Source organism: Streptomyces sp. NPDC044061 (assembly GCF_056434305.1).
In genome coordinates, this window is sequence record NZ_JBWKFL010000001.1 from 176,257 (window position 1) to 201,671 (window position 25,415).

Genomic DNA, 25,415 nt, shown 5'->3' on the forward strand with positions numbered 1-25,415 from the left:
GGCCCAGGCCCTCTCTCCCCACAGGCTGTTCGCAAACGATCTGTGCCGCCCCGCCACTACCGTACGGCGGTGACCGGTCGCGATGTGTGGCAATCCTGGAATTGGTTTCACCGCGTCGCACCGGCGCGCAGCTCAGCGCCCTGCGGGCGCCCTCCTCAATCCTCGTGGCCGAGTTGGAGATCGCGTTCGGTGCGGCCGCCGCCCGCGACCTGGAGGACCGTGGCGACCGGTGGGTAACCTGCGGCGATCACCGTGTACTCGCCGGAGGACAGGTCCACGAACCGGAAGGTTCCGTCGGCTCCGGTGGTGAGAGTGTCCACGACGTTGCCCGCGGCGTCGAGGAGCGTGACGCGCGCGTCCTCCACGGGCCGGCCGCCGCCCGCCCGGACGGTTCCCTTCAGGACGGCGCCGCCCGCGAGTTCGACGTCCTGCCGGGTCTCCCGGGCGGCCTGGACGCTGACCGGGAGCGCGGCGGGGCGGAAGGCGGGCGCACTGGCGGCCAGGGTGTACTCGCCGGCGACCAGCTCGGTGATGACGTAGCCGCCCTCGCGTCCGCTGCGAGTGGTGGCGACGACCTCGCCGTGCACGTTGGTGAGGGTGACGGTGGCCTCGCGGACGGGGCTGCCGTCGGCGGTGAGCACGCTGCCGGCCAGGCGTCCGGCGCCGCCGAGGACGACGTCGAGTTCGACGGGCCGCTCGCCGACGGTGACGGAGACGGCCTGCGGCTGGTGGCCGCCCGCGGCGGCGATCAGCACGTACGAGCCGGAGCCGGGCGTGGCGAGCGCGTACCGTCCGTCCTCGCCGCTCGCGCCGCGCCCGATCTGGCGGCCGGAGACGTCGATGAGGGTGAGCGCCGCGCGGGGCACCGCGGTCCCGTCGGGGTGCTGCACCGTGCCGCACACCGGGATTCCGGCGGCGTGCGGCGAACGTGCTTGCGGGATGGGGGCGTTCACGGTGACGGGCTCCGTCTCGGTGGCGTTGTGGGACACCAGCGGTTTCTCCTTGAGGAAGAAGGCGATGAGCAGGCCGAGCACGAGCACCGGGACGAGGTAGAGGAAGATCCGGGGCATCGCGTCGGCGTAGGCGCGGATGTAGGCGTCGCGCAGGGCCGGGGGCAGCGCGTGCACGAGCTGGGGGGTGAGGGACTCGGGATCGGGCAGCCGGGCGCCCGCGCGCGAGGGCAGTTCCCTGCGCAGGGCGTCGGTGAGCCGGTCCGCGAAGAGGGTGCCGAAGACGGCGGCGCCGACGCTGCCGCCGATCTGCCGGAAGTAGTTGTTGGCGCTGGTGGCGGTGCCCAGGTCGGCGGGGCGCACGGAGTTCTGCACGGCGAGGACCAGGACGGGCATCACCAGGCCGATGCCGGCGCCGAGGACGGCCATCCAGAGGCTGTAGTGCAGCCGCGGCGTGTCGGCCTCCAGCCGGGACAGCAGCCACATGCCGACGGCGGAGAGGGCGCCGCCGAGCACGGGGAAGATCTTGTAGCGGCCGGTGTGGCTGATCAGCTGCCCGCCGATGATCGAGGCGCCGACGATCCCGGCCATCATGGGCAGCATCAGCAGCCCGGACTCGGTGGCGCTGGCCCCGTCCACCATCTGCAGGAAGGTCGGCAGATAGCTGGCGGCGCCGAACAGGGCGACGCCGATCACCAGGCCGACCAGGCCGGTGACGTTGAAGACGGAGTCCCTGAACAGCCTGAGCGGGATGAGGGGTTCGGCGGCGAAGTGCTCGGCGACGAGGAAGAGCGCGGTGGCGGCGAGGGCGCCCGCGCCGAGGCCGAGGATCTCCCGTGAGTCCCAGGCGTACTCGGTGCCGCCCCAGCTGGTCAGCAGCACCAGGCAGGTGGAGGCCGCCGCGAGCAGCAGCGCGCCGAGCACGTCGAGGCGGGCGCGGACCCGCGGCCTGGGCAGCTTGAGGACGGCGGTGACGACGGCCAGGGTGAGCAGGCCGAAGGGGACGTTGATGTAGAAGCACCAGCGCCAGGAGAGGTGGTCGGTGAAGTAGCCGCCGAGCAGGGGGCCGGCGACGGAGGCGAGACCGAAGGCGGCGCCGATCAGGCCCATGTAGCGGCCGCGCTGCCGGGGCGGCACGATGTCGGCGATGATCGCCTGCACGCCGATCATGAGCCCGCCCGCGCCGACGCCCTGGACGGCGCGGAAGGCGATCAGCTGGTCCATGCTCTGCGCCCGCCCCGCGAGCCCGGAGCCGACGACGAAGACCAGGATGGCGAACTGGAAGACGCCCTTGCGGCCGAGGAGGTCGCCGAGCTTGCCGTACAGGGGCAGGCCGATGGTGGAGGTGAGCAGATAGGCGGTGATCGCCCAGGACATCCTGTCCAGGCCGTGCAACTCGCCGACGACCTTCGGCAGCGCGGTGGCGACGATCATCTGGTCCAGCGCGGCGAGCAGCAGCGCCAGCATCAGCCCGAGGAAGACCAACCGCACCCGGCGCGGGGCGAGTTCGGAGACCTCCGCCGGTACGGGCACGGGCGCCTCGGGAGGGGCCGTGACCGGCTCGTGCTGCACCAGAGTCGTCCCGCCCACGTACCGCTCCCCTCGTCGCACCTGTCACATTTCCCGCGTTAGGCGACAACTGCGAACAAGTACGGCGAGTTACGGCACCATCCCGATCCGAACCGGGATCCACCCGAACCGGTGAGGGGAGCAACGTCCCCTCACCGCCGGTCCCTTGGGGTCAGCTCTCGACCTCGCGCGCGAGGTTGGCGAGCACCGCGTCGTAGATCCGGCCGAGGCCCTTGGGGGCGAAGGTCTTCTCGAAGAAGCCGCCGATGCCGCCGGCGCCCTTCCAGGTGGTGGTGACGACGACCCGGGACTTGCCCTCGCCCGCGGGGGTGACGAGCCAGGTGGTGACCATGGAGGAGTTGCGGTCCTTCTCGACCAGCTCGCCGTCGGTGGGCTCGCTGACCTCCAGGAGGCAGTCGCGCACACGCTTGCTGGTGGCCTGGAGCTTCCAGTGGACGAGGGTGCCCTCGCCGTCGCCGCCCTCGCGCACCTCGTACTCGCTGAAGTGCTCGGGCAGCAGCTTCTGCCGTGTGCCGCGGTAGTCGGCGAGGGCGTCGAACACCTTCTCCGCGTCCGCCGCGACGACCCGCTCGGTAGTGGCCTCGACCTGCGCCATTGCGTTCCTCCAGGACCTGGTTTCTCGGGGTTGGGGCAAGCCAACCACCCCGGCGCCCGGCCACCCAAATCGAGGCCGCACGATCATGGGAACGTATGTTCTATTCTATGGCGAGCGCTACCGAGGAGGCGTCATGCGCTGGGAGAACCTCACCGTGGAATCCGCAGACTCCGACGGTCACGGCCGGGCCGCCGATCCCGCGCTGTTCGGCGCGGACGCCGTCGTGACCCGCACCTTCGACACGCCCGAGTTCCGCGGGATCACCTTCCACGAGGTGCGGGCCCGCTCGATCCTGAACCGGGTGCCGGGCGCCTCGCGCATGCCGTTCGAGTGGACGGTGAACCCCTACCGGGGTTGCACGCACGCGTGCGTGTACTGCTTTGCCAGGAAGACGCACAGCTATCTGGACCTCGACACGGGCCTCGGCTTCGACACCCAGATCGTGGTGAAGGTGAACGCGCCCGAGGTGCTGCGCCGCCAGCTGGCCTCGCGCCGGTGGCAGGGCGACCACGTGGCGATGGGCACCAACGTCGACTGCTACCAGCGCGCGGAGGGCCGCTACCGGCTGATGCCGGGCATCATCTCGGCCCTCACCGAGCACGCGAACCCGTTCTCGATCCTGACCAAGGGCACGCTGATCCTGCGCGACCTGGACCTGCTGACCCGGGCGGCGAGCGTCACGGACGTCGGCATCTCGGTCTCGGTCGGCTTCACCGACACCGAGCTGTGGCGCACGGTGGAGCCGGGCACCCCGGCACCCGAGCGGCGCCTGGACGTCGTACGCGCCCTCGGCGAGCACGGCATCGGCTGCGGGGTGCTGATGGCGCCCGTCATCCCCTTCCTGAGCGACCATCCGGCCCAGCTGCGGGAGACCGTACGGGCGATCGCGGCGGCCGGGGCCACCTCGGTCACGCCCCTGGTGCTGCACCTGCGGCCGGGCGCCCGGGAATGGTTCATGGCCTGGCTCGGCCGGCACCACCCGCACCTGGTGCGCCGCTACGAGCGGCTGTACGCGGAGGGTGCCTACGCGCCCAAGTGGTACCAGCGCCGGATCACCCGCCAGGTGCACGAGCTGGCCCAGGAGTACGGCATCGGTCCCGCGCACGCGGGCACGGCCCGGCGCGTCCGGCCGGCACAGCCCCCGGAGGCCGCCGAACACCCGGCCGTGTCCGAACCGACCCAACTCACCCTCATCTGACGGCGTTGGGCGGCATCCCTCGACCCGATCGGGTCAAGTACTGACGGAAAACGTTCATCAGGGCGCCGTTGCCGGGACGATCCGGCGAGAGCCGTGAGCCTCGCGGTTCGCACCACCCTCCGTCCCGGGAGGACCCATGAGAAAACGCGCAGCAGTGCTGTGCGCAGCCGCCGCCGTGCTGGCGGGCTCGGTCACGGCCCTGCCCGCGCGGGCGACCGCCTCCGCTCCGGCGCCGAAGCTCGCCTGGACCAGGTGCGGCACCAGCGACTACCCGGCTCTCCAGTGCGCGTCCCTGCGGGTGCCGCTGGACCACGCGCACCCCTCCGGCAGGCAGATCACCCTCGCCCTGTCCCGTGTCCCGCACACCGCGAAGACCTCCCAGGGCCCCCTGCTCGTGAACCCCGGCGGGCCCGGTGGCAGCGGTCTGACGCTCGCCGGATACGTCGCCTCGACGCTGCCCAGGAGTGTCGCGGCGCAGTACGACGTCATCGGCTTCGACCCGCGCGGGGTGGGCAAGAGCACGCCGGCCCTGGACTGCTCGCCCCACCACTTCAAGTCGGTACGCCCCGACACCGTGCCCTCGACGGGCGCGCTGGAGCAGACGAACGTCGAGCGCGCGCGGAGCTTCGCCGCCGCCTGCGGCCGGCGCCACGCGGACGTGCTGCCGTACATGACCACCGTGGCCGCGGTCCGGGACCTGGACGCCGTCCGGCAGGCCCTGGGCGCGCGGCAGATCAACTACTTCGGCTACTCCTACGGCACCTACCTCGGCGCGGTCTACGCGAAGCTCTTCCCGGACCGCGTCCGCCGCCTGGTGCTGGACTCGATCGTGAACCCGACGGGTGTCTGGTACGAGGACAACCTCGGCCAGGACTACGCCTTCGACGACCGCCACCGCGCGCTGATGGCCTGGATCGCCAAGTACGACCCGGTGTACCGGCTGGGCAAGGACCCGGCGCGGGTCGAGGCCAAGTGGTACGCGATGCGGACGGCCCTGGCGAAGAAGCCGGCGGGCGGCAGGGTCGGCGCGGCCGAGCTGGAGGACACCTTCATCCCGGGCGGCTACTACGACGGCTACTGGCCCCGGCTGGCCGAGGCGTTCGCGGCCTACGTCAACGGCAAGGACCCCGAGCCGCTGGTGAAGGTGTACGACCGGCTCGCCGCCGTGGACGCCTCGGGCGACAACGGCTACAGCGTCTACACGGCCGTGCAGTGCCGCGACGCCGTCTGGCCGCGCACCTGGAACCGGTGGCGGGCGGACACCTGGGCGGTCTACGCGAAGGCGCCCTTCATGGCCTGGAACAACGCCTGGTACAACGCGCCCTGCGCGTTCTGGCCGACCGGCACCGCCGAGCCGGTGGACATCGCGAACGGCAAGCTGCCGCCGACACTGCTGTTCCAGGCGACCGGCGACGCGGCGACCCCGTACCCCGGCGGCGTCACGGCCCACCGGCTGCTGGCCCGCTCCGGCCTGGTGGTCGAGGAGGGCGGCGGCAACCACGGCATCAGCCTCAGTGGCAACGCGTGCCTGGACAAGTACCTGGCGGCATACCTGACCGACGGCACGGTGCCGCACGGCAGCGGCGCGGCCGACGCGGTGTGCCCCAAGTCCCCGGAACCGAAGCCGCTGACGGCCAAGGCGGCCTCGGCCCCGGCCCGCGGCTCGGAACTGCACGACCTGCTGGGCTTCCGCGGGTAGCCGAACCGCCCGGCCCGTCGGGGGCGTTGTCACACCCGTGGTCCACCAGGGGAGCCATGAGCGAACCGATCCGGATCACCGCCCCCGACGGGGTCGCCCCCGCGACCCGGTACAGCCACGTGGTCACCGCCGCGGGCCGCTTCGTCGCCGTCTCCGGCCGGCTCGCCCTGGACGAGGACGGCAAGCCGGTCGGCGCGGGCGATCCGGCCGCGCAGGCCCGGCAGGTGTTCGAGAACCTGCGCCGCTGTCTGGCCGCCGCCGGGGCCGGGTTCGGGGACGTCGTCAAACTGACCTGCTTCGTCACGGACATGGCGTACATGCCGGCGATCCGCGCGGCCCGCGCCGCGCACATACCCGACGACCGGCTTCCGGCGGCCTCAGCCGTGCAGGTGGCCGCCCTGGTCGCGCCGGAGTTCCTGATGGAGGTCGAGGCGATCGCGGTGGTCGGCGAATAATCACGGGCACTCGGGAAGGGCGACTGCCTAGGGTGCCGCCATGAACGCCCCGCTCACCCGCATCCGCCCGATGACCCTCGCCGACTGCGACCGCGTCGCGGAGATCCGCATCCGCGGCTGGCAGCACGCCTACCGGGGGCTCATGCCGCAGACCTACCTCGACGCGCTCAGCGTGGCGCGGGACGCCGAGCGGCGGCGGACCTGGTTCGAGCAGGGCAACGGCGACGTGGTGAACCTGGTCGCCGAACGGGGTGGCGAGGTGGTCGGCTGGGCCGCGATCGGACCGTACCGGGACGAGGAGGTGCGCACGGCGGACGCCGAGCTGTACGCGATCTACGTCGACCCCGCCCGTCTCGGCGACGGCATAGGGCGGGCGTTGCTGGCCGAGTCGGTCGAGCGGTGCTCCGGACACCCGCGCATGTTCCTGTGGGTCCTGAAGGAGAACACGGGCGCCCGCCGCTTCTACGAGCGGGCCGGTTTTCATGCGGACGGCGCCGAGGAGCCCTTCGACGTGGACGGCGTGCCCGTGCCCGAGGTGCGCTACGCCAGGACCCTCGGGGACTGACCCGCCGTCACCCCTGCTTCTGCCGCGGGAGGCGCGCCAGGGCGTGCACCGCCGCCTCCGCGAGCGCCGGATGTGCCAGCGCCTCGTTCAGCACCCGGCGGGCGCGGCTGTCGCCGAGCGTGCCCAGACCCTCCACACAGGCGAGGGCCACCCGGCGATACGGGTCGTGCGGACGCAGCCGTCGCTCCAGGGTGGTGATCAGCGCCGGTACGGACTCGGGAGCGCGCAGCTCGACCAGCAGCCGTACCGGGTGCAGGGCGTAGGCGACGCGCAGTTCGTTGGTGGCGAGGGCGGCGGCCGCGCGGGCCGTGCGCGGGTCGCCGAGGCGGGCGAGGGCGTGCGCGGCGGAGGCGCAGCGCGGCGGGTCGCGGTGGTTGAGCAGCAGGACCAGGGACTCGAAGGCCCGCCGGTCGCCGGTCAGCCCCAGCCGGAAGGCGGCCAGTTCCCTGGCCCACAGCGGCTGACCGGGCGCGGTGAGCACCTCCGCCAGCACGTCGTGGTCCTCGGTCGCCAGCAGCAGTTCGTACGCCGTCGAGCCGCCCGACTCCTGCCGTACGCGTTCCGTGAGCGATCGCAACTCTTCGTCCACGGCGACCAGCGTAGGCGGGGCGCGACCGCGGAGGGAGCTACATCACAAACTCGGTCCGGCTCAGGGCTGGCGCGCTCGTTACCCGCCGGTTAAGCTCATACGAGCGAGGTCACCCCCTCGCGCTCCGCTGACGACGGTTTGGTGACGCAGCCGTCGTGAGCTGGTCGGTTCGGTACATCGGTACCGCAGTACGACCCGGCTCCGGGACAGGGCCGGTCGGATACAGCCGTTGCTGGGCGTGTGCACGCCCGCGGCGACGGCACCGGGCGTGTGCGTTCGTAGCCCGGCAACACCCGCACTCCTTTCCGCCCCGGCGTGCGCCTTCGGCGCACCCGGCGCGTTCCTAGTCGTCACCCTCATTCCTGGAGTCCCGCGATGGCCACTCCCCTGTCCGACACCCCTCTGTCCCCGCTCAAGACGATCGCCGTCGTCGGCCTCGGCACCATGGGCACCGGCATCACCGAGGTCCTCGCGAAGGCCGGCCGCGAAGTGATCGGCATCGACATCAGCGAGGCCCAGGCCGCGCGTTCCGTCGCCGCCCTGGAGTCCGCCACCGCCCGCGCGGTGGAACGCGGCCGGCTGACCGAGCAGGAGCGCGCCGACGTGCTGGCCCGGGTCCGCACCTCGACCGACCTCGCCGCGGCGGCCGACGCCGACCTGGTCATCGAGGTGGCCCCGGAGTCGTACGAGACCAAGCAGCAGATCTTCCGCGCACTGGACGGCATCGTCCGCCCGGAGACGATCCTCGCGACCGGCACCAATGCCCTGTCCGTGACCCGCCTCGCCGCCGACTCGGCCCGCCCCGAGCGGGTGCTCGGCCTGCACTTCTTCAACCCCGCCCAGGCGATGAAGCTGGTCGAGGTCGTCTCCTCGGTGCTGACCTCGCCGCAGGCCGTCGCCGCGGTCACCGACCTCGCGATCGAGCTGGGCAAGGAGCCGGTCGCGGTCGGCGACCGCCCCGGGTTCGTCGCGGACGGGCTGCTGTTCGGCTACCTCAACCAGGCCGCCGCGATGTACGAGGCCAGGTACGCCTCCCGCGAGGACATCGACGCGGCGATGCGGCTCGGCTGCGGCCTGCCCATGGGCCCCCTCGCCCTGCTGGACCTCGTCGGCGTCGACACCGCGCGCACCGTCCTGGAGGCCATGTACGCCGAGTCCCGCGACCGGCTGCACGCCCCCGCCCCGATCCTGAAGCAGCTCAGCGAGGCGGGCCTCACCGGCCGCAAGTCGGGGCGCGGCTTCTACACGTACGAGGCGCCCGGCAGCGCCACGATCGTGCCGGACGCGCTGACGCCGGCGGAGGGGAACGCCCAGGTCGCGGGCCGTCCCGTCCACTCGGTCGGGGTCGCCGGCTCCGGCACCATGGCCTCCGGCATCGCCGAGGTGTTCGCCAAGGCCGGGTACGAGGTCGTCCTCGCCGCCCGCAGCGAGGAGAAGGCCCAGGTCGCCAAGGCCCGGATCGGCAAGTCGCTCGCCCGCTCCGTGGACAAGGGCCGGCTGACCGCCGAGGCCGCCGCCCAGACCCTGGACCGGATCACCCCGGCGGGCTCCTACGAGGCCTTCGCCGACGTCGACCTGGCCGTCGAGGCGGTCGCCGAGGACCTCGAGGTCAAGCAGCAGCTGTTCGCCGCGCTGGACAAGGTCTGCAAGCCGGGCGCGGTCCTCGCCACCACCACCTCCTCGCTGCCCGTGGTCGCCTGCGCCCGCGCCACCTCGCGCCCGCAGGACGTGATCGGCATGCACTTCTTCAACCCGGCTCCCGCGATGAAGCTGGTCGAGGTCGTGCGCACCGTCCTGACGGCCGACGACGTCCACGCGACCGTCCGCGAGGTCTGTGCGAAGGTCAGGAAGCACGCGGTGGACTGCGGCGACCGCGCCGGTTTCATCGTGAACGCGCTGCTGTTCCCGTACCTCAACAACGCGGTGAAGATGGTCCAGGAGCACTACGCCTCCCTGGACGACATCGACGCGGCGATGAAGCTCGGCGGCGGCTACCCGATGGGCCCCTTCGAGCTGCTGGACGTCGTCGGTCTGGACGTCTCGCTGGCCATCGAGAAGGTGCTGCACCGCGAGTTCCGCGACCCGGGCCTGGCCCCGGCCCCGCTGCTGGAGCACCTGGTGGCCGCGGGCTGCCTCGGCCGCAAGACCGGCCGCGGCTTCCGCGAGTATGCCCGCCGCTGACGGCGTCGGCGACTGGTCCCGCACGGAGACGGACTGGGGCGGGCTGCTGGATCCCCACGGGTATCCGCCGCCCGCCCGGCGCGACGGTCCCCCGCCCGCCGGGCCCGGCGGTCCCCCGCCCCCCGCGGGTGGGGGAAACCCCGGACCTGCGCATCCAGCTGCGCACATGCAGTACGTTCGGGTCATGTCCCAGCCCGCCAAGTCCTCACGTACACCAGCCACGCCCGACGCGCCGGAAAGTGCCGCAGGCAGTCGCGCCGCCGCCCAGCGGCTGAAAATGCGCCGAGAACTGGCGGCCGCAGCGATGGAGTTGTTCGCGACCAAGGGGTACGAGGCGACCACCGTCGACGAGATCGCGGCCGCGGCCGGGGTCGCGCGCCGTACCTTCTTCCGTCACTTCCGCTCCAAGGAAGAGGCGATCTTCCCGGACCACGACGACACACTGATCCGCGCCGAGGCGGTCCTCAACGCCGCACCCGCGCACGAGCACCCCCTCGACACGGTGTGCCGCGGCATCAAGGAAGTCATGAAGATGTACGCGGCCCGGCCGGAGATCTCGGTCGCCCGCTACAAGCTGACGCGCGAGGTGCCCACCCTGCGCGAGGCCGAGATCGCCTCGGTGGCCCGCTACGAGCGTCTGTTCACCCGCTATCTGCTCGGCCACTTCGACGAGCACGCACACGCCGACGACGCCAACGACGACCCGCTGCTCGCCGAGGTCGCCGCCTCCGCCGTCGTCACCGCCCACAACCACGTCCTCAGACGCTGGCTGCGCGCCGGCGGCCAGGGCGACGTGGAGGCCCAGCTCGACCACGCCTTCGCGATCGTGCGCAAGACCTTCGGCACCGGCATCGGCGCCGGACGCGGCTCGGCCCCCGGACCGGCCGCCGCCGCGGCCCCGGCGACCGTGTCCGCGCACGGCGAGGTGCTGGTGACGGTCGCCCGCACGGACGCCCCGCTGGACGAGGTCATGCGGACCATCGAGGAGGCGCTCAAGGAGCGCGCCTGACCGCACGGCTCACGGACCGGTACCGAGAAAACCTCGGTACCGGTCCGTTTTTATGTTCGAAGAACGACCGCTTTTCGAACCTTCGCCAAAGGATGCCCCAGCGCTCTTACGATCTTCACGGAAACTCCCTCTTCCGATCCGTGGGCATGGCACCGGTGCGTAGGCCACGCTCACGTCCTCGGGCACCCGCAGCCCGCGCTCGGCGAGCGGGCCGAGCTTTGCGACGGCGCGCACCGAGCCTCATCCCCCTGTTTCCCCGAGGCCGCTTTCGGTGTCCACGCCAATTCCGCCGACCTCCCCTTGGTCGGCGGAATTGTCCGATGGTCGGAGAGCATGCGCTGCTGATCCTGGCCCGCGAGGCACCCTGGCTGGTCCAGGCCCCGCTCGTGCTCGGGTACGGGTCCTGGTCCTGGTCCTGACGGTGCCGATCTCGATGCTGTTCATCGCCTACAGCCGCTACGACGACCCGTCCCAGCGGACGCTGCGCAGGCGCCCGCGCCGGCTGCACCGCTTCCCGGAGCTGCCCGCGCACCCACGGGTGAGTTTCCTGGTGGCGGTCAAGGACGAGGAGGACGGCATCGAGGCCTGTGTGCGCTCGATGGCCGCGAGCGACTACCCGGACCTGCAGATCGTGGTGGTCGACGACGCCTCCACCGACGGCACGCCCGCGGTGCTGCGGCGCCTGGCCCGCGAGCTGCCCGTGCGGGTGCTCTACCTGGACCGCAACGTCGGCAAGAAGCACGCGCCGGTCCGCGCCGCCGAGCTGGCGGACGGGGACGTGATCGCCTTCACCGACTCGGACTGCGTGCTCGCCCCCGACGCGCTGCCGCGGTGTGTCACCGCGCTGGTGCGGCACCGGGAGCTGGGCGCGGTCAGCGGGCACGCACGGGCGCTGACCGCCGACGAGTCCGTGCTCTCCAGGGCCCAGGACGTCTGCTACCCCCGCCTCCGGCGGCACCGGCGGTATCGGGCTCGGCGTCTACCGGGAGTCGCCCGCCCAGCCCTGGCCGGGATTCGAGAACTGTGCGCTGGAGGGAGGACGTACGGCATGATCCGCCGGCTCGTACGGCGCTGCCGCGCACGGCTCCTGACCGGAGTCCTGCTCGCGTCGGCGGCGCTCGCGGGCGGACTGTCCCTGCAGGCCCACGGCAGGGCCGGTACCCCGTCGGACTTCCGGCCCGCCTTCCCGGAGCGGGGACTCGTGACCAACGAGTTCGCCTACTGGCACCCCGACGCCCCCGGCGCCCGACACTCCCCCGACTGGACGATGACCAGCGGCTCGCTGTTCGGGCTCGACGGCGCGGGGTGGTCAGGACACCCCGACGGCGAGCGACCCGGCGCCGACTCCGCGCACGCCACGGACTCGGCGGTCTTCCGGCTGGCCTCCCGGCGCCGGGACTTCGCCGACACCCGGCTCTCCCTGCGGCTGCGGCTGACCGACCTGGTGACGACACCGCGCACCCCGGCACAGCCGTACGACGGCGTGCATCTGTGGCTGCGGTTCCACAGCGAGCAGGAGTGCTACGCGGTGAGCGTGACCCGGCGCGACGGGCAGGTGACGGTGAAGCGCAAGACGCCCGGCGGCCCGTCCAACGGGGGCACCTATGTGACCCTCGCCACGGCTCCGGCCGGGCTGTCCCCGGACGTGTGGACCGACGTCGTGGCCACCGTGACCGATCTTCCGGGCCACAAGGTGCGCATCACGCTGGATCTGGCGGGGCACCGGGTGCTGGACGTGACCGACGCCTCACCGGGGGACCTCTACCGGCCGGGAGGCGTCGGCATCCGGGGCGACAACACGGAGTTCACCTTCCGTGAATTCGCCGCCCACTCGGAGTGAGCGAGCGCCGGGAACCGGTGACGCAAGCGGACGAAAGACTTACTCACGGGTAGCTCTGATCGATCATCGCTCATTTGTTACGTAAAGATTTCATCTGAGAGCAACTTCTGGCACTCAGTGCCTTGTCACCTGACACGCGGTGTCATACGTTGAAGGGGTCCGGGCGGCCGGCGCGCAGAGACCATTCGCGCGTCGGCTGTCCCCGCAAGCCGACGGCCTGCGCGCCCGGACGCCTGCGTCACAGGCAACCTCCCGCGCCACAAAGCGCTGCCGAAGCACCACCCGCCGAACCGACGGCATCACTCAAAAAAACCCTCAGCAGCACTCGCAGCACCGACGATCCCCCAGCGCCCCTCCCTCAGGGCGCTCACCGCCGGAGGCAACACCGTGACCGTGAAGGACATCCTGGACGCGATCCAGTCGAAGGACGCCACGTCCGCCGACTACGCCGCCCTGCCCCTCCCCGAGTCGTACCGCGCGATCACCGTGCACAAGGACGAGACGGAGATGTTCGCGGGCCTGCAGACCCGTGACAAGGACCCGCGCAAGTCGATCCACCTGGACGAGGTCCCCGTGCCCGAGCTGGGCCCGGGCGAGGCCCTGGTGGCCGTCATGGCCTCCTCGGTCAACTACAACTCGGTGTGGACCTCGATCTTCGAGCCGCTGTCCACGTTCGGGTTCCTGGAGCGCTACGGCCGGGTCAGCGAGCTGACCAAGCGACACGACCTGCCGTACCACATCATCGGCTCCGACCTCGCGGGCGTCGTCCTGCGCACCGGCCCGGGCGTCAACGCCTGGAAGCCGGGCGACGAGGTCGTCGCCCACTGCCTGTCCGTCGAACTGGAGTCCTCCGACGGGCACAACGACACGATGCTCGACCCGGAGCAGCGCATCTGGGGCTTCGAGACCAACTTCGGCGGCCTCGCCGAGATCGCGCTCGTCAAGTCCAACCAGCTGATGCCGAAGCCGGACCACCTGAGCTGGGAGGAGGCCGCCGCCCCCGGCCTGGTCAACTCCACCGCGTACCGGCAGCTGGTGTCCCGCAACGGCGCCGGCATGAAGCAGGGCGACAACGTCCTCATCTGGGGCGCGAGCGGCGGACTCGGCTCCTACGCCACGCAGTTCGCGCTGGCCGGCGGCGCCAACCCGATCTGTGTCGTCTCCAGCGACCAGAAGGCCGACATCTGCCGGTCCATGGGCGCCGAGGCGATCATCGACCGCAACGCCGAGGGCTACAAGTTCTGGAAGGACGAGCACACCCAGGACCCGAAGGAGTGGAAGCGCTTCGGCAAGCGCATCCGCGAGCTCACCGGCGGCGAGGACATCGACATCGTCTTCGAGCACCCGGGCCGCGAGACCTTCGGCGCCTCGGTCTTCGTCACCCGCAAGGGCGGCACCATCACCACCTGCGCCTCGACCTCGGGCTACATGCACGAGTACGACAACCGCTACCTGTGGATGTCGCTGAAGCGGATCATCGGCTCGCACTTCGCCAACTACCGCGAGGCCTGGGAGGCCAACCGCCTCATCGCCAAGGGCAAGATCCACCCGACCCTGTCGAAGGTCTACTCCCTCGAGGACACCGGCCAGGCGGCCTACGACGTCCACCGCAACCTGCACCAGGGCAAGGTCGGCGTGCTGTGCCTGGCCCCCGAGGAAGGCCTGGGCGTGCGCGACGAGGAGATGCGCGCCAAGCACATCGACGCCATCAACCGCTTCCGGAACATCTGAGGGCCTTAGATGACAGAGCGTCAGAAGGACCGTCCGTGGCTGATGCGGACGTACGCCGGCCACTCCACGGCCGAGGCGTCCAACGAGCTGTACCGGCGCAACCTCGCCAAGGGCCAGACCGGTCTGTCGGTGGCGTTCGACCTGCCGACGCAGACCGGCTACGACTCCGACCACATCCTCGCCCGCGGCGAGGTCGGCCGGGTCGGCGTGCCCGTCGCGCACCTCGGTGACATGCGCCGGCTGTTCCAGGACATCCCCCTGGAGCAGATGAACACCTCGATGACGATCAACGCCACCGCCATGTGGCTGCTGGCGCTCTACCAGGTCGTCGCCGAGGAGCAGGGCGCTGACATCACCAAGCTCCAGGGCACGACCCAGAACGACATCGTCAAGGAGTACCTGTCCCGGGGCACCCATGTGTTCCCGCCGGGGCCGTCGCTCCGGCTGACGACGGACATGATCGCGTACACGGTCTCCCACATCCCGAAGTGGAACCCGATCAACATCTGCAGCTACCACCTGCAGGAGGCCGGGGCCACGCCGGTGCAGGAGATCGCGTACGCGATGTCCACCGCGATCGCCGTCCTCGACGCCGTCCGGGACAGCGGCCAGGTGCCGCAGGAGCGGATGGGTGACGTGGTCGCCCGCATCTCCTTCTTCGTCAACGCGGGCGTCCGCTTCGTCGAGGAGATGTGCAAGATGCGGGCGTTCGGCCGCATCTGGGACAAGGTCACCCGCGAGCGGTACGGCATCGAGAACCCCAAGCAGCGCCGGTTCCGGTACGGCGTCCAGGTCAACTCCCTGGGCCTGACCGAGGCGCAGCCGGAGAACAACGTCCAGCGGATCGTGCTGGAGATGCTGGCCGTGACCCTCTCCAAGGACGCACGCGCGCGTGCCGTGCAGCTCCCGGCCTGGAACGAGGCCCTCGGCCTCCCCCGCCCCTGGGACCAGCAGTGGTCGCTGCGCATCCAGCAGGTTCTCGCGCACGAGAGCGACCTGCTGGAGTACGAGGACATCTTCGAGGGCTCGCACGTCATCGAGGCGAAGGTCAACTCGCTGGTCGAGGAGTGCCTCGCCGAGATCGACCGGATCCAGGAGATGGGCGGCGCGATGGCCGCCGTCGAGTCCGGCTACCTCAAGGCGCAGCTGGTCTCCTCGCACGCCGAGCGGCGGGCCCGGATCGAGTCCGGCCAGGAGAAGATCGTCGGCGTCAACATCTTCGAGACGACCGAGCCGAACCCGCTGACGGCCGACCTCGACACGGCGATCCAGACGGTCGACCCGGCGGTCGAGGCCCGTGTCATCGAGTCGCTCCAGCGCTGGCGGGACACCCGCTACCAGCCGCCCTTCAACCACCCGCGCCCCTGCAAGGCGCTGGACCGGCTGAAGGAGGCCGCCAAGGGCACCGACAACCTGATGGAGGCGACCCTGGAGTGCGCCCGCGCCGGGGTCACGACCGGCGAGTGGGCCGGGGCCCTGCGCGAGGTGTTCGGCGAGTTCCGGGCGCCGACCGGGGTCTCCTCCGCTCCCGTGGCCGTCACCGCCGAGGCCGGCTCGGCGCTCGGCGAGGTCCGCGCCAAGGTGGACGCCACCGCCCGCGAGCTGGGCGTCGGCAAGCTGCGCTTCCTGGTCGGCAAGCCCGGCCTCGACGGTCACTCCAACGGCGCCGAGCAGATCGCGGTGCGTGCCCGTGACGCCGGCTTCGAGGTGGTCTACCAGGGCATCCGGCTGACGCCGGAGCAGATCGTGGACGCGGCCCTCGCCGAGGACGTGCACGCGGTCGGCCTGTCCATCCTCTCCGGTTCGCACGCCCAGCTGGTGCCGGACGTACTCCAGCGGCTGCGTGTGGCCGGTGCCACAGATATACCCGTGATCGCAGGTGGCATCATCCCGAACGGTGACGCCGAACAGCTCAGGGCCGCCGGTGTGGCCGCGGTGTTCACCCCGAAGGACTTCGACATCACCGGAATCATCGGCCGCATCGTCGACGAGATCCGGAAAGCGAACAAGCTCGACCCCCTGGAGGTCCCCGCATGACCGTCAACCGCCTTCGCCCGCGCCGCTCCTGCCTGGCGGTCCCGGGAAGCAACCCCCGCTTCCTGGAGAAGGCCCAGGGCCTCCCCGCCGACCAGGTCTTCCTGGACCTGGAGGACGCGTGCGCGCCGCTCGCCAAGCCCGAGGCGCGCCACACCATCGTCAAGTTCCTGAACGAGGGCGACTGGACGGGCAAGACGCGGGTCGTGCGCGTCAACGACTGGACGACCGAGTGGACGTACCGGGACGTCGTCACGGTGGTCGAGGGTGCCGGCCAGAACCTCGACTGCATCATGCTGCCCAAGGTGCAGACCGCCCAGCAGGTCGTCGCCCTCGACCTCCTGCTGACCCAGATCGAGAAGACCATGGGCTTCGAGGTCGGCAAGATCGGCATCGAGGCGCAGATCGAGAACGCCCAGGGCCTGAACAACGTCAACGAGATCGCGCAGGCCTCCCCGCGCGTCGAGACGATCATCTTCGGCCCGGCCGACTTCATGGCCTCCATCAACATGAAGTCGCTGGTGGTGGGTGAGCAGCCGCCCGGGTACCCGGCGGACGCCTACCACTACATCCTGATGAAGATCCTGATGGCCGCCCGCGCCAACAACCTCCAGGCGATCGACGGCCCCTACCTGCAGATCCGCAACGTCGAGGGCTACCGCGAGGTCGCCCAGCGCGCCGCCGCGCTCGGCTTCGACGGCAAGTGGGTGCTGCACCCGGGCCAGGTCGAGGCGGCCAACGAGATCTTCTCGCCCTCCCAGGAGGACTACGACCACGCCGAGCTGATCCTGGACGCGTACGACTACTACACGTCCGAGGCGGGCGGCAAGAAGGGCTCCGCGATGCTCGGCGACGAGATGATCGACGAGGCCAGCCGCAAGATGGCCCTGGTCATCTCCGGCAAGGGCCGCGCCGCCGGCATGCAGCGCACGTCGAAGTTCGAGATCCCGGAGGCCTGAGCGCGATGCAGTTCGGACGCACCTACGAGGAGTTCGAGGTCGGGGCGACGTACAAGCACTGGCCGGGCAAGACGGTCACGGAGTACGACGACCACCTGTTCTGTCTCCTCACCATGAACCACCACCCGCTCCACATGGACGTCAACTACGCCGAGAAGACGACCGACTTCGGCAAGAACGTCGTGGTGGGCAACTACATCTACTCGCTCCTGCTCGGCATGTCCGTGCCGGACGTCTCCGGCAAGGCGATCGCCAACCTGGAGATCGAGTCGCTCAAGCACGTGGCGCCGACCTTCCACGGCGACACGATCTACGGCCAGACGACCGTGCTCGACAAGTGGCCGTCGAAGTCGAAGAACGACCGCGGGATCGTCTACGTCGAGACCAAGGGCTACAAGCAGGACGGCACCCTGGTGTGCGTCTTCCGCCGCAAGGTCATGGTGCCCACCGAGACGTACATCAAGGAGCGCGGCGGCGAGCAGCCGGGCCGCCCGGAGCTGACCGCACCTGCGGAAAAGAAGACGGAGAAGTAATGGCGCGCCTCGCCCAGACCGCCGGTCTGACCGACATCCAGCAGGAGATCCTCTCCACGGTTCGGGACTTTGTCGACAAGGAGATCATTCCGGTCGCCACCGAGCTGGAGCACCGCGACGAGTATCCGCAGCAGATCGTGGACGGCCTGAAGGAGCTCGGCCTGTTCGGTCTGATGATCCCCGAGGAGTACGGAGGCCTGGGCGAGTCGCTCCTCACCTACGCGCTGTGCGTCGAGGAGATCGCCCGTGGCTGGATGTCGGTGTCCGGCATCATCAACACGCACTTCATCGTCGCGTACATGCTCAAGCAGCACGGCACGCAGGAACAGAAGGACCACTTCCTGCCGAGGATGGCGGCCGGCGACATCCGGGGCGCCTTCTCGATGTCGGAGCCGGGCCTCGGCTCCGATGTGTCGGCGATCACGTCCAAGGCGGTGAAGGACGGCGACGAGTACGTCCTGAACGGCCAGAAGATGTGGCTGACGAACGGCGGTACGTCGTCCCTGGTGGCCGTTCTCGTCCGAAGTGACGAAGGACACCCCGAGGGCACGGCGCCGCACAAGTCGATGACGACCTTCCTGATCGAGAAGGAGCCCGGCTTCGGCGAGGTCCGCCCCGGCCTCACGATCCCGGGCAAGATCGACAAGATGGGCTACAAGGGCGTCGACACCACCGAGCTGATCATGGACGGCCTGCGCCTTCCGGCCGATCGGGTGCTCGGCGGCGTCACCGGCCGAGGTTTTTACCAAATGATGGACGGAGTCGAGGTCGGCCGCGTCAACGTGGCGGCGCGTGGCTGCGGCGTCGCTCAGCGTGCGTTCGAACTGGGTGTCCAGTACGCCCAGCAGCGGCACACTTTCGGCAAGCCGATCGCCCAGCACCAGGCCATCCAGTTCAAGCTGGCCGAGATGGCCACCAAGGTCGAGGCCGCGCATGCCATGATGGTCAACGCGGCACGCAAAAAGGACTCCGGCGAACGAAACGACCTCGAAGCAGGGATGGCGAAGTACCTCGCCTCCGAGTACTGCAAGGAGGTCGTGGAGGATGCCTTCCGGATCCACGGCGGCTACGGCTTCTCCAAGGAGTACGAGATCGAGCGCCTCTACCGGGAGGCCCCGATGCTGCTGATCGGTGAAGGTACCGCCGAGATCCAGAAAATGATCATCGGCCGCAGGCTGCTCGAAGAGTATCGGTTCCAGGGCTGATTGTCCGGTTACGGGGTGTTTTCTTCGAGAAGAAGATCACACCCCGTAGGCGGTGTTCGGCCGCCGACTCGGCTGACTGGCTTGCCCAGTTGTGGCCTGCGACCGGTACGATCCCGGGAAAGCCGCCGTCCCCCGTCAGAGCGCGGCATCATCCGCTACGAAGGTCATCCATGCCCCACAGCCAAACCTCTGCACACCGCGACAGCCTGGTAGGCGCACGCCTCGCGCGCGGAGCATCGCCGTGGCTTCTCCCGACCGTCGCCACCGCAGCCCTCAGCCTGGCCCGCGCCCGCCGCTCGGGCGTCGCCAAGGCCGTCGCCGTGCCCGCCACCGCGCTCGCGGCGGGCATGCTGTGGTTCTTCCGCGACCCCGAGCGCGAGATCGCCCCGGGCCGGGTCATCTCGCCCGCCGACGGTGTGGTGCAGAGCATCATGCCCTGGAAGGACGGCCGCACCCGCGTCGCGATCTTCATGAGCCCGCTCAACGTCCACGTCAACCGGGCGCCCCTCGCGGGCACGGTGACGTCCGTCGAGCACATCCCCGGCGGCTTCGTCCCCGCTTTCAACAAGGAGAGCGAGAACAACGAGCGCGTAGTCTGGCATTTCGACACCGAACTCGGCGACATCGAGATGATCCAGATCGCCGGCGCGGTGGCCCGCCGCATCGTGCCCTACATCCCCGAGGGCACGAAGGTCGAGCAGGGCGACCGTATCGGTCTGATCCGCTTCGGCTCGCGTGTCGACCTCTACCTCCCCGAGGGCGTGGAGGTCGCGGTCGAGGTCGGCCAGAAGACCGTGGCTGGGGTGACTCGCATTGACCGTGATTGATCCGGAGACCCAGGCGGGCTGGGTGCCCGAGGCCGACGAGGTGGACGAAGAGGAGGAGATGCCCCTCTCTCTCCGCCTGTCGATAGCGGACACCCTCACGCTCGGCAACGCCACGTGCGGCTTCATGGCGGTGTACTTCACCACCACCGGCATCCTGATCCCGCACCTCACCGGCAGCCAGGAGTCCGGCATGGCCCGCCACAGCGCGGCCACGGCGGTCATCCTGATGCTCTGCGCGGCGGTCTTCGACCTGTTCGACGGCCTGGTGGCCCGCAAGCTGCGCTCCTCCCCGATGGGCGCGGAGCTGGACAACCTGTCCGACCTGATCAGCTTCGGCCTCGCCCCCGCGTACTTCGTCCTCGTCTACGGCATGGTCGCGGACGACGCGCACCAGAGGGTGGCGGCGCTCGGGGCAATCGTGGTGCTCCTGGCCGTCGTGCTCCGCCTGGCGCGCTTCTCCTGCGTGACCATGAAGGACGGCATGTTCCAGGGCATGCCCTCGCCGTTCGGCGCGCTGACGGTCGTCTCGATCGTGCTGCTGGAGCTGCCCTTCGTGGCGACCCTGCTGGCGATTCTGGGCACCGCGTGGCTGATGGTGAGCCGTGTGGAGTACCCGAAGCCGCGGGGCCGGCTCGCCGGCGCGATGCTCACCTGGATCGTCCTGTCCATGGGGCTGCTGGCGGCCTGGGCGTTCGACGCGCCGAGCGGTCAGCTGCTGCTCCAGACGGGCTGCGCCCTGCAGCTGGTCATGGGCGCGGTGATCCCGCTGTTCGCGACGGCTCGGCGGGTGAACAACTTCCGCGACAATCGCCGTGAGGCGAGGGCGACGCAGTTGCCGTAGCAGCACGGTTGCCGTAGCGGCGCTTGTGCGAGGGCCCCGGACCGGATGTCGGTTCGGGGCCCTTCGCTGTCGTGCCGTCCCGGGGCTCCGCCCCCAGACCCCCGGCCTATGCCCACCCACCACCCGACTCGGTGAGCCGATGGGGCACCCATTCAGCCGACCGAGACGGGTGGGTGGGCCAGGGGGGTCTGGGGGCGGAGCCCCCGGGGGCCCTCCCGGGACCCCCCGGGGCTCAGGTCAAGGCGTCCTTCGCGAGCTGGGTGGCGACTCGTTCCAGGATCGGGCCCGCTTCCGCGATGCACTTGGTGACGTCGGGGTCGACGGACGTCAGCGGGTAGGCACGGGAGATGCCCGCCCGCCGCAGCGCGTCCTCGGACAGGGCCAGCCGCCCGCACACCGCGACGACCTCCTTGCCCGCGGCCCGAGCGGCGGCGGCAACACCCGCCGGCGCCTTCCCGTGCAACGTCTGCTCGTCCAGCGACCCCTCGCCGGTGATCACCAGCGAGGCCCGCTCCAGCGCCGGCCCGAAGCCCAGCACGTCCAGCATGACCTCGATACCGGCCCGGAAGCGGGCGCCCAGCAGGAGCGCGCCGTACCCGATACCGCCGGCGGCCCCCGCGCCCGGCGCCGCCGCGTACTCGGCGGCACGCGGCCCCACGGCCGTCTCCAGGACCTTCGCGAAGTGGGCGAGGGCCGCGTCCAGGATCGCCACGTCGTCCGGGGAGGCCCCCTTCTGCGGGCCGTAGACCGCGGGCGCGCCCTTCGGTCCGGTCAGCGGGTTGTCGACGTCGCTCGCGAGCACCAGCTCCACCGAGGACAGACGCGGATCGAGGCCGGACAGGTCCGCCCGCGCCAGGTCGGCGAGACCGCCGCCGCCCGGCGGCACCGGCTCCCCGTCCGCATCCAGGAACCGGGCACCCAGCGCGGACAGCATGCCGGCGCCCCCGTCCGTCGTGGCGCTGCCGCCGACACCGAACACGATGGTCCGCGCGCCCGCGTCCAGCGCGGCGCGCAGCAGCTCCCCGGAACCGTACGTCGAGGCGGTCAGGGGCGCGAAGACGCCGGCCGGCAGCCGCTGCAGGCCGCTCGCCTCGGCCATCTCCACGACCGCGGTGTCACCGCGCAGCGCGAACGCGGCCGTCACCTCCTGGCCCAGCGGCCCGGCGACGCGGATCTCCCGCCGCTCGAAACCGGCCGCGACCGCCGCGTCCACGGTGCCGTCGCCTCCGTCGGCCACGGGCAGCGCCTCGACCTCGAGGCCCGGCACGACCCGGCGCAGTCCGGCCGTCACCCGTTCGGCGACCTGTACGGCCGTCAACGAGCCCTTGAACTTGTCCGCGGCGATGAGCACCCGACGGGTCTCGTTCACTGCAGCGTCCGCCACCTTGTCTTCCCCTTGCTCTCCGGGCCCCGCACAGGTCAGGGCCAGTCGCGCCGCTGCGACCTTAACCGGAGGACGCCCCCGCCGTCATGCGCCGACCGAACCCTGGGAATCCGCTGGGAGGCGGCTGGGGAAAACGGGTAGACCCCAGCCATGACCGACCAGGGCACCGAGCCGGATCTCGCCGACCGCATCCACGGGGGCTGGCTCGGCCGGATCGCGGGCAACATGCTCGGCAAACCGGTCGAGCAGGGCGAGGTGTGGACCCGCGAGCGCATCGACCGCTATCTGCGGCGGGCCGCGGCCCTGCCGCTCACCGACTACCTGCCCGAGCCCGCCGACGCGGCCGACGGCGCCGTACTGCGCCCGGAGTGGCGCCAGTGCGTGCGCGGCCGCATCCACGGCAGCTGCCGGGACGACGACGTGGACTACGCGATCCTCGGCCTGCACCTGCTGGAGACCCACGGCTTCGAGTTCAGCACCGAGCAGGTCGGCGACCTGTGGCTGCTCAGACTGCCGTACCTGCAGACCTTCACCGCGGAACGGGCGGCGTACCGCAACCTCGCGAACGGTCTGAAGCCGCCGCTGACGGCGACGTACGACAACCCGTACCAGGAGTGGATCGGCGCGCTGATCCGCGCCGACGTCCACGGCTGGAGCTGCCCGGGCGACCCGCGGCGCGCCGCCGCCCTGGCACGCCGGGACGCGGTGCTCTCGCACACCGGCAACGGCGTCTACGGCGCCATGTTCGCCGCCGCGCTGGTCTCCGCCGCCTTCACCGCACGGGGCGTGCGGGAGGCGCTGGAGACGGCGCTCGCGGTGATCCCGGCGAGCAGCCGGCTGGCCCGCACCGTGCGCCGGGTGGCGTCCCTGCACGAGACCCGTCTGCCCTGGGAGGAGACGCTGGCCACGGTGTCCGAGGAGACCGCCGGGCTCGGCTGGATCCACACCGTCCCGAACGTGGCGGTCCTCACCGCCGGGCTGCTGTACGGCGACGGCGACTTCACGCGCACCATCGCCCTCACCGTGCGCGGCGGCCTGGACACCGACTCCAACGGGGCGACGGCCGGCTCGGTGGCCGGCGTGCTCACCGGCGCGGCGGCCATCCCCGCCCAGTGGAAGGACCCGCTGGAGGACACGGTCCGGAGCGCGGTGTTCGGCTTCGACGGGGTGCGGATCAGTGCGCTGGCCGAGCGCACCCTGCGCCTGGCGGCGGCCGGCCCGTAACCCGGTGGCGCCTGGTTACCCTTCCTGGATGACCACGACAGACGCCTTCGCCGCGTACATCGCGAGCCTGCCCCGTGTCCTCTCCGGTGCCGCCGCGCTCTTCCGGGACGCCGAGGGGCGCGTGCTGCTCGTCGAGCCCAACTACCGTGAGGGCTGGGCCCTTCCCGGTGGCACCATCGAGTCGGACGACGGCGAGACGCCCCGTCAGGGCGCGCGGCGCGAGACGCTCGAGGAGATCGGCCTGGACCGGACCCTGGGCCGGCTGCTCGCGGTGGACTGGGTGCACGGTCCGGGCCGTCCGCCGCTGGTGGCGTACCTGTACGACGGCGGTGTGCTCGGCGAGAGCGAGTTCAAGGCGATCCGGCTGCAGGAGGAGGAGCTGCTGTCCTGGCGTCTGGTGTCCCGCGAGGAGATCCCCGGCCACCTGCCCGGCGCCCTCGGCCGCCGGGTGCTGGCCGCGCTGGACGTCCTGGCGGAGGGCGCGGGCACGGTGGAGCTGGAGAACGGCGAGCGGGTGGCCTGACCGCCCGCGCGGACGGTCGGGCCACCGTTCACGCCGTGCGGACCGGCTACCCGGCGACGACCCGGTGGTCGCGGTCGATCAGCCCGTGGGCGGCGGCGCCCCCGGGCGACCCGAGGTCGTCGAAGAACTCGGCGTTGACCGCCCGGTACCCGGCCCACTCCTGCGGGGTGTCGTCCTCGTAGAAGATCGCCTCGACCGGGCAGACCGGCTCGCAGGCCCCGCAGTCGACGCATTCGTCGGGGTGGATGTACAGGGCGCGTCGCCCCTCGTAGATGCAGTCGACGGGGCACTCCTCGATGCACGCCTTGTCCTTGACGTCGACACAGGGCTCGGCGATCACGTAGGTCATGACGGCTCGCTCTCCTTCTCCATCCGCTCGGCCAGCTTGAGTGCCTCGTCGATGAGCGTCTCCACGATCTTCGACTCGGGTACGGTCCTGACGACCTCGCCCTTGACGAAGATCTGCCCCTTGCCGTTGCCGGAGGCGACGCCGAGGTCGGCCTCCCGGGCCTCCCCCGGTCCGTTGACCACGCACCCCATGACGGCGACGCGCAGCGGGACCTCCATGCCCTGCAGGCCGGCGGTCACCTCGTCGGCGAGCCTGTACACGTCGACCTGGGCCCGCCCGCAGGACGGGCACGAGACGATCTCCAGCCGGCGCTGCCTCAGGTTCAGCGACTCCAGGATCTGGATGCCGACCTTGGCCTCCTCGGCGGGCGGGGCCGACAGCGACACCCGGATGGTGTCGCCGATGCCCTCGCTCAGCAGGGCGCCGAAGGCGACCGCCGACTTGATCGTTCCCTGGAAGGCGGGGCCGGCCTCGGTGACACCCAGGTGGAGGGGGTAGTCGCACTGCTGGGCGAGCAGCCGGTAGGCGCTGACCATCACCACCGGGTCGTTGTGCTTGACGGAGATCTTCAGGTCCCGGAAGCCGTGCTCCTCGAACAGGGAGCACTCCCACAGAGCGGACTCCACCAGTGCCTGCGGAGTGGCCTTGCCGTACTTGGCCAGCAGGCGCTTGTCGAGGGAGCCGGCGTTCACCCCGATGCGGATGGGGACCCCGGCGTCCCCGGCCGCCCGGGCGATCTCCTTGACCTTGTCGTCGAACTGGCGGATGTTGCCCGGGTTGACGCGGACGCCCGCGCAGCCGGCGTCGATGGCGGCGAAGACGTAGCGGGGCTGGAAGTGGATGTCGGCGACGACCGGGATCGGGGACTTGCGGGCGATGGCCGGCAGCGCGTCCGCGTCGTCCTGCGAGGGGCAGGCCACCCGGACGATCTGGCAGCCGGCCGCGGTCAGTTCCGCGATCTGCTGCAGTGTGGCCCCGACGTCGGCGGTCGGGGTCGTGGTCATGGACTGGACCGAGACGGGCGCGTCACCGCCGACGGCCACGGACCCTACCTGGATCCGCCGGCTCCGGCGGCGTGGAGCGAGGCGCGCCGGCACGGTGGGCACCCCGAGCGGGACGGACATGGCTCGTTCT

General features: G+C 71.1%; 22 protein-coding genes. 16 read left to right on the forward strand and 6 right to left on the reverse strand.

Annotated elements, in window-relative coordinates:
- Positions 1 to 155 precede the first annotated feature (155 nt).
- A complete protein-coding gene (locus AC07CM_RS00800) occupies positions 156 to 2,540 on the reverse strand; it encodes an MFS transporter (RefSeq protein WP_478874141.1) in 2,385 nt (794 codons plus the stop codon).
- Positions 2,541 to 2,691: 151 nt separating this feature from the next.
- Entirely contained in the window at positions 2,692 to 3,135 is a 444-nt protein-coding gene (locus tag AC07CM_RS00805; RefSeq protein WP_478874142.1) for an SRPBCC family protein, read from the reverse strand.
- A gap of 133 nt (positions 3,136 to 3,268) precedes the next feature.
- Here AC07CM_RS00805 and AC07CM_RS00810 point away from each other — a divergent pair, with 133 nt between their 5' ends.
- From AC07CM_RS00810 to AC07CM_RS00825, 4 genes are all read left to right on the forward strand, one after another.
- Positions 3,269 to 4,333 carry an Rv2578c family radical SAM protein gene (locus AC07CM_RS00810; protein ID WP_478874143.1) on the forward strand — a complete coding sequence of 355 codons (1,065 nt, stop codon included), beginning with the start codon at positions 3,269 to 3,271 and terminating at the stop codon, positions 4,331 to 4,333.
- A 136-nt stretch (positions 4,334 to 4,469) separates the two neighbouring features.
- On the forward strand, positions 4,470 to 6,032 hold the full coding sequence (locus AC07CM_RS00815; RefSeq protein WP_478874144.1) for an alpha/beta hydrolase: 1,563 nt from the start codon (positions 4,470 to 4,472) through the stop codon (positions 6,030 to 6,032).
- A gap of 56 nt (positions 6,033 to 6,088) precedes the next feature.
- Positions 6,089 to 6,487, forward strand: a complete 399-nt coding sequence (locus AC07CM_RS00820; protein WP_478874145.1) for a RidA family protein — start codon at positions 6,089 to 6,091, stop codon at positions 6,485 to 6,487.
- Between the two features lie 40 nt (positions 6,488 to 6,527).
- On the forward strand, positions 6,528 to 7,052 hold the full coding sequence (locus tag AC07CM_RS00825) for an N-acetyltransferase family protein (protein WP_478874146.1): 525 nt from the start codon (positions 6,528 to 6,530) through the stop codon (positions 7,050 to 7,052).
- Between the two features lie 7 nt (positions 7,053 to 7,059).
- Here the strand turns inward: AC07CM_RS00825 and AC07CM_RS00830 are convergent, their stop codons facing one another.
- Positions 7,060 to 7,641 carry an adenylosuccinate lyase gene (locus tag AC07CM_RS00830; protein ID WP_478874147.1) on the reverse strand — a complete coding sequence of 194 codons (582 nt, stop codon included), beginning with the start codon at positions 7,639 to 7,641 and terminating at the stop codon, positions 7,060 to 7,062.
- A gap of 375 nt (positions 7,642 to 8,016) precedes the next feature.
- Between AC07CM_RS00830 and AC07CM_RS00835 the strand changes: the two genes are divergently transcribed.
- The 10 genes from AC07CM_RS00835 (at position 8,017) to pssA (ending at position 20,801) form a co-directional block, all read left to right on the forward strand.
- Positions 8,017 to 9,822 (forward strand): 3-hydroxyacyl-CoA dehydrogenase family protein, encoded by a 1,806-nt coding sequence (locus tag AC07CM_RS00835; RefSeq protein ID WP_478874148.1) that lies wholly within the window; start codon positions 8,017 to 8,019, stop codon positions 9,820 to 9,822.
- 184 nt (positions 9,823 to 10,006) lie between these two features.
- Positions 10,007 to 10,831, forward strand: a complete 825-nt coding sequence (locus AC07CM_RS00840; RefSeq protein WP_478874149.1) for a TetR family transcriptional regulator — start codon at positions 10,007 to 10,009, stop codon at positions 10,829 to 10,831.
- Positions 10,832 to 11,252: 421 nt separating this feature from the next.
- Positions 11,253 to 12,671, forward strand: a complete 1,419-nt coding sequence (locus tag AC07CM_RS00845) for a glycosyltransferase family 2 protein (protein WP_478874150.1) — start codon at positions 11,253 to 11,255, stop codon at positions 12,669 to 12,671.
- Positions 12,672 to 13,064: 393 nt separating this feature from the next.
- On the forward strand, positions 13,065 to 14,402 hold the full coding sequence (gene ccrA / locus AC07CM_RS00850) for a crotonyl-CoA carboxylase/reductase (RefSeq protein WP_478874446.1): 1,338 nt from the start codon (positions 13,065 to 13,067) through the stop codon (positions 14,400 to 14,402).
- Positions 14,403 to 14,411: 9 nt separating this feature from the next.
- A complete protein-coding gene (locus AC07CM_RS00855) occupies positions 14,412 to 16,439 on the forward strand; it encodes a protein meaA (RefSeq protein ID WP_478874151.1) in 2,028 nt (675 codons plus the stop codon).
- Positions 16,436 to 17,395, forward strand: a complete 960-nt coding sequence (locus tag AC07CM_RS00860) for an HpcH/HpaI aldolase/citrate lyase family protein (protein ID WP_478874152.1) — start codon at positions 16,436 to 16,438, stop codon at positions 17,393 to 17,395. Before AC07CM_RS00855 ends, AC07CM_RS00860 begins: the two co-directional genes overlap by 4 nt.
- Positions 17,396 to 17,400: 5 nt before the next feature.
- The gene (locus AC07CM_RS00865) at positions 17,401 to 17,928 is read left to right on the forward strand and encodes a MaoC family dehydratase (protein ID WP_478874153.1); all 528 of its coding nucleotides are present in this window, start codon (positions 17,401 to 17,403) and stop codon (positions 17,926 to 17,928) included.
- Positions 17,928 to 19,133 (forward strand): acyl-CoA dehydrogenase family protein, encoded by a 1,206-nt coding sequence (locus tag AC07CM_RS00870; protein ID WP_123764036.1) that lies wholly within the window; start codon positions 17,928 to 17,930, stop codon positions 19,131 to 19,133. Before AC07CM_RS00865 ends, AC07CM_RS00870 begins: the two co-directional genes overlap by 1 nt.
- A gap of 170 nt (positions 19,134 to 19,303) precedes the next feature.
- Positions 19,304 to 19,960, forward strand: coding sequence for a phosphatidylserine decarboxylase (locus tag AC07CM_RS00875; protein ID WP_383026303.1), 657 nt, complete (start codon positions 19,304 to 19,306; stop codon positions 19,958 to 19,960).
- Between the two features lie 22 nt (positions 19,961 to 19,982).
- On the forward strand, positions 19,983 to 20,801 hold the full coding sequence (pssA, locus tag AC07CM_RS00880; RefSeq protein ID WP_478874447.1) for a CDP-diacylglycerol--serine O-phosphatidyltransferase: 819 nt from the start codon (positions 19,983 to 19,985) through the stop codon (positions 20,799 to 20,801).
- A gap of 232 nt (positions 20,802 to 21,033) precedes the next feature.
- Here the strand turns inward: pssA and AC07CM_RS00885 are convergent, their stop codons facing one another.
- Complete coding sequence (locus AC07CM_RS00885) at positions 21,034 to 22,170, reverse strand: glycerate kinase (RefSeq protein ID WP_478874154.1); 1,137 nt, start codon at positions 22,168 to 22,170, stop codon at positions 21,034 to 21,036.
- 165 nt (positions 22,171 to 22,335) lie between these two features.
- Between AC07CM_RS00885 and AC07CM_RS00890 the strand changes: the two genes are divergently transcribed.
- A complete protein-coding gene (locus AC07CM_RS00890; RefSeq protein ID WP_478874155.1) occupies positions 22,336 to 23,409 on the forward strand; it encodes an ADP-ribosylglycohydrolase family protein in 1,074 nt (357 codons plus the stop codon).
- 28 nt (positions 23,410 to 23,437) lie between these two features.
- Positions 23,438 to 23,932 (forward strand): NUDIX domain-containing protein, encoded by a 495-nt coding sequence (locus tag AC07CM_RS00895; protein ID WP_478874156.1) that lies wholly within the window; start codon positions 23,438 to 23,440, stop codon positions 23,930 to 23,932.
- Positions 23,933 to 23,978: 46 nt separating this feature from the next.
- On the opposite strand, the gene fdxA is transcribed toward AC07CM_RS00895, so the two are convergent.
- A complete protein-coding gene (gene fdxA, locus AC07CM_RS00900; protein ID WP_478874157.1) occupies positions 23,979 to 24,281 on the reverse strand; it encodes a ferredoxin in 303 nt (100 codons plus the stop codon).
- Positions 24,278 to 25,405: a flavodoxin-dependent (E)-4-hydroxy-3-methylbut-2-enyl-diphosphate synthase gene (ispG, locus tag AC07CM_RS00905; protein ID WP_478874158.1), complete on the reverse strand. Its 1,128-nt coding sequence runs from the start codon at positions 25,403 to 25,405 to the stop codon at positions 24,278 to 24,280. Before ispG ends, fdxA begins: the two co-directional genes overlap by 4 nt.
- Positions 25,406 to 25,415: the final 10 nt, after the last annotated feature.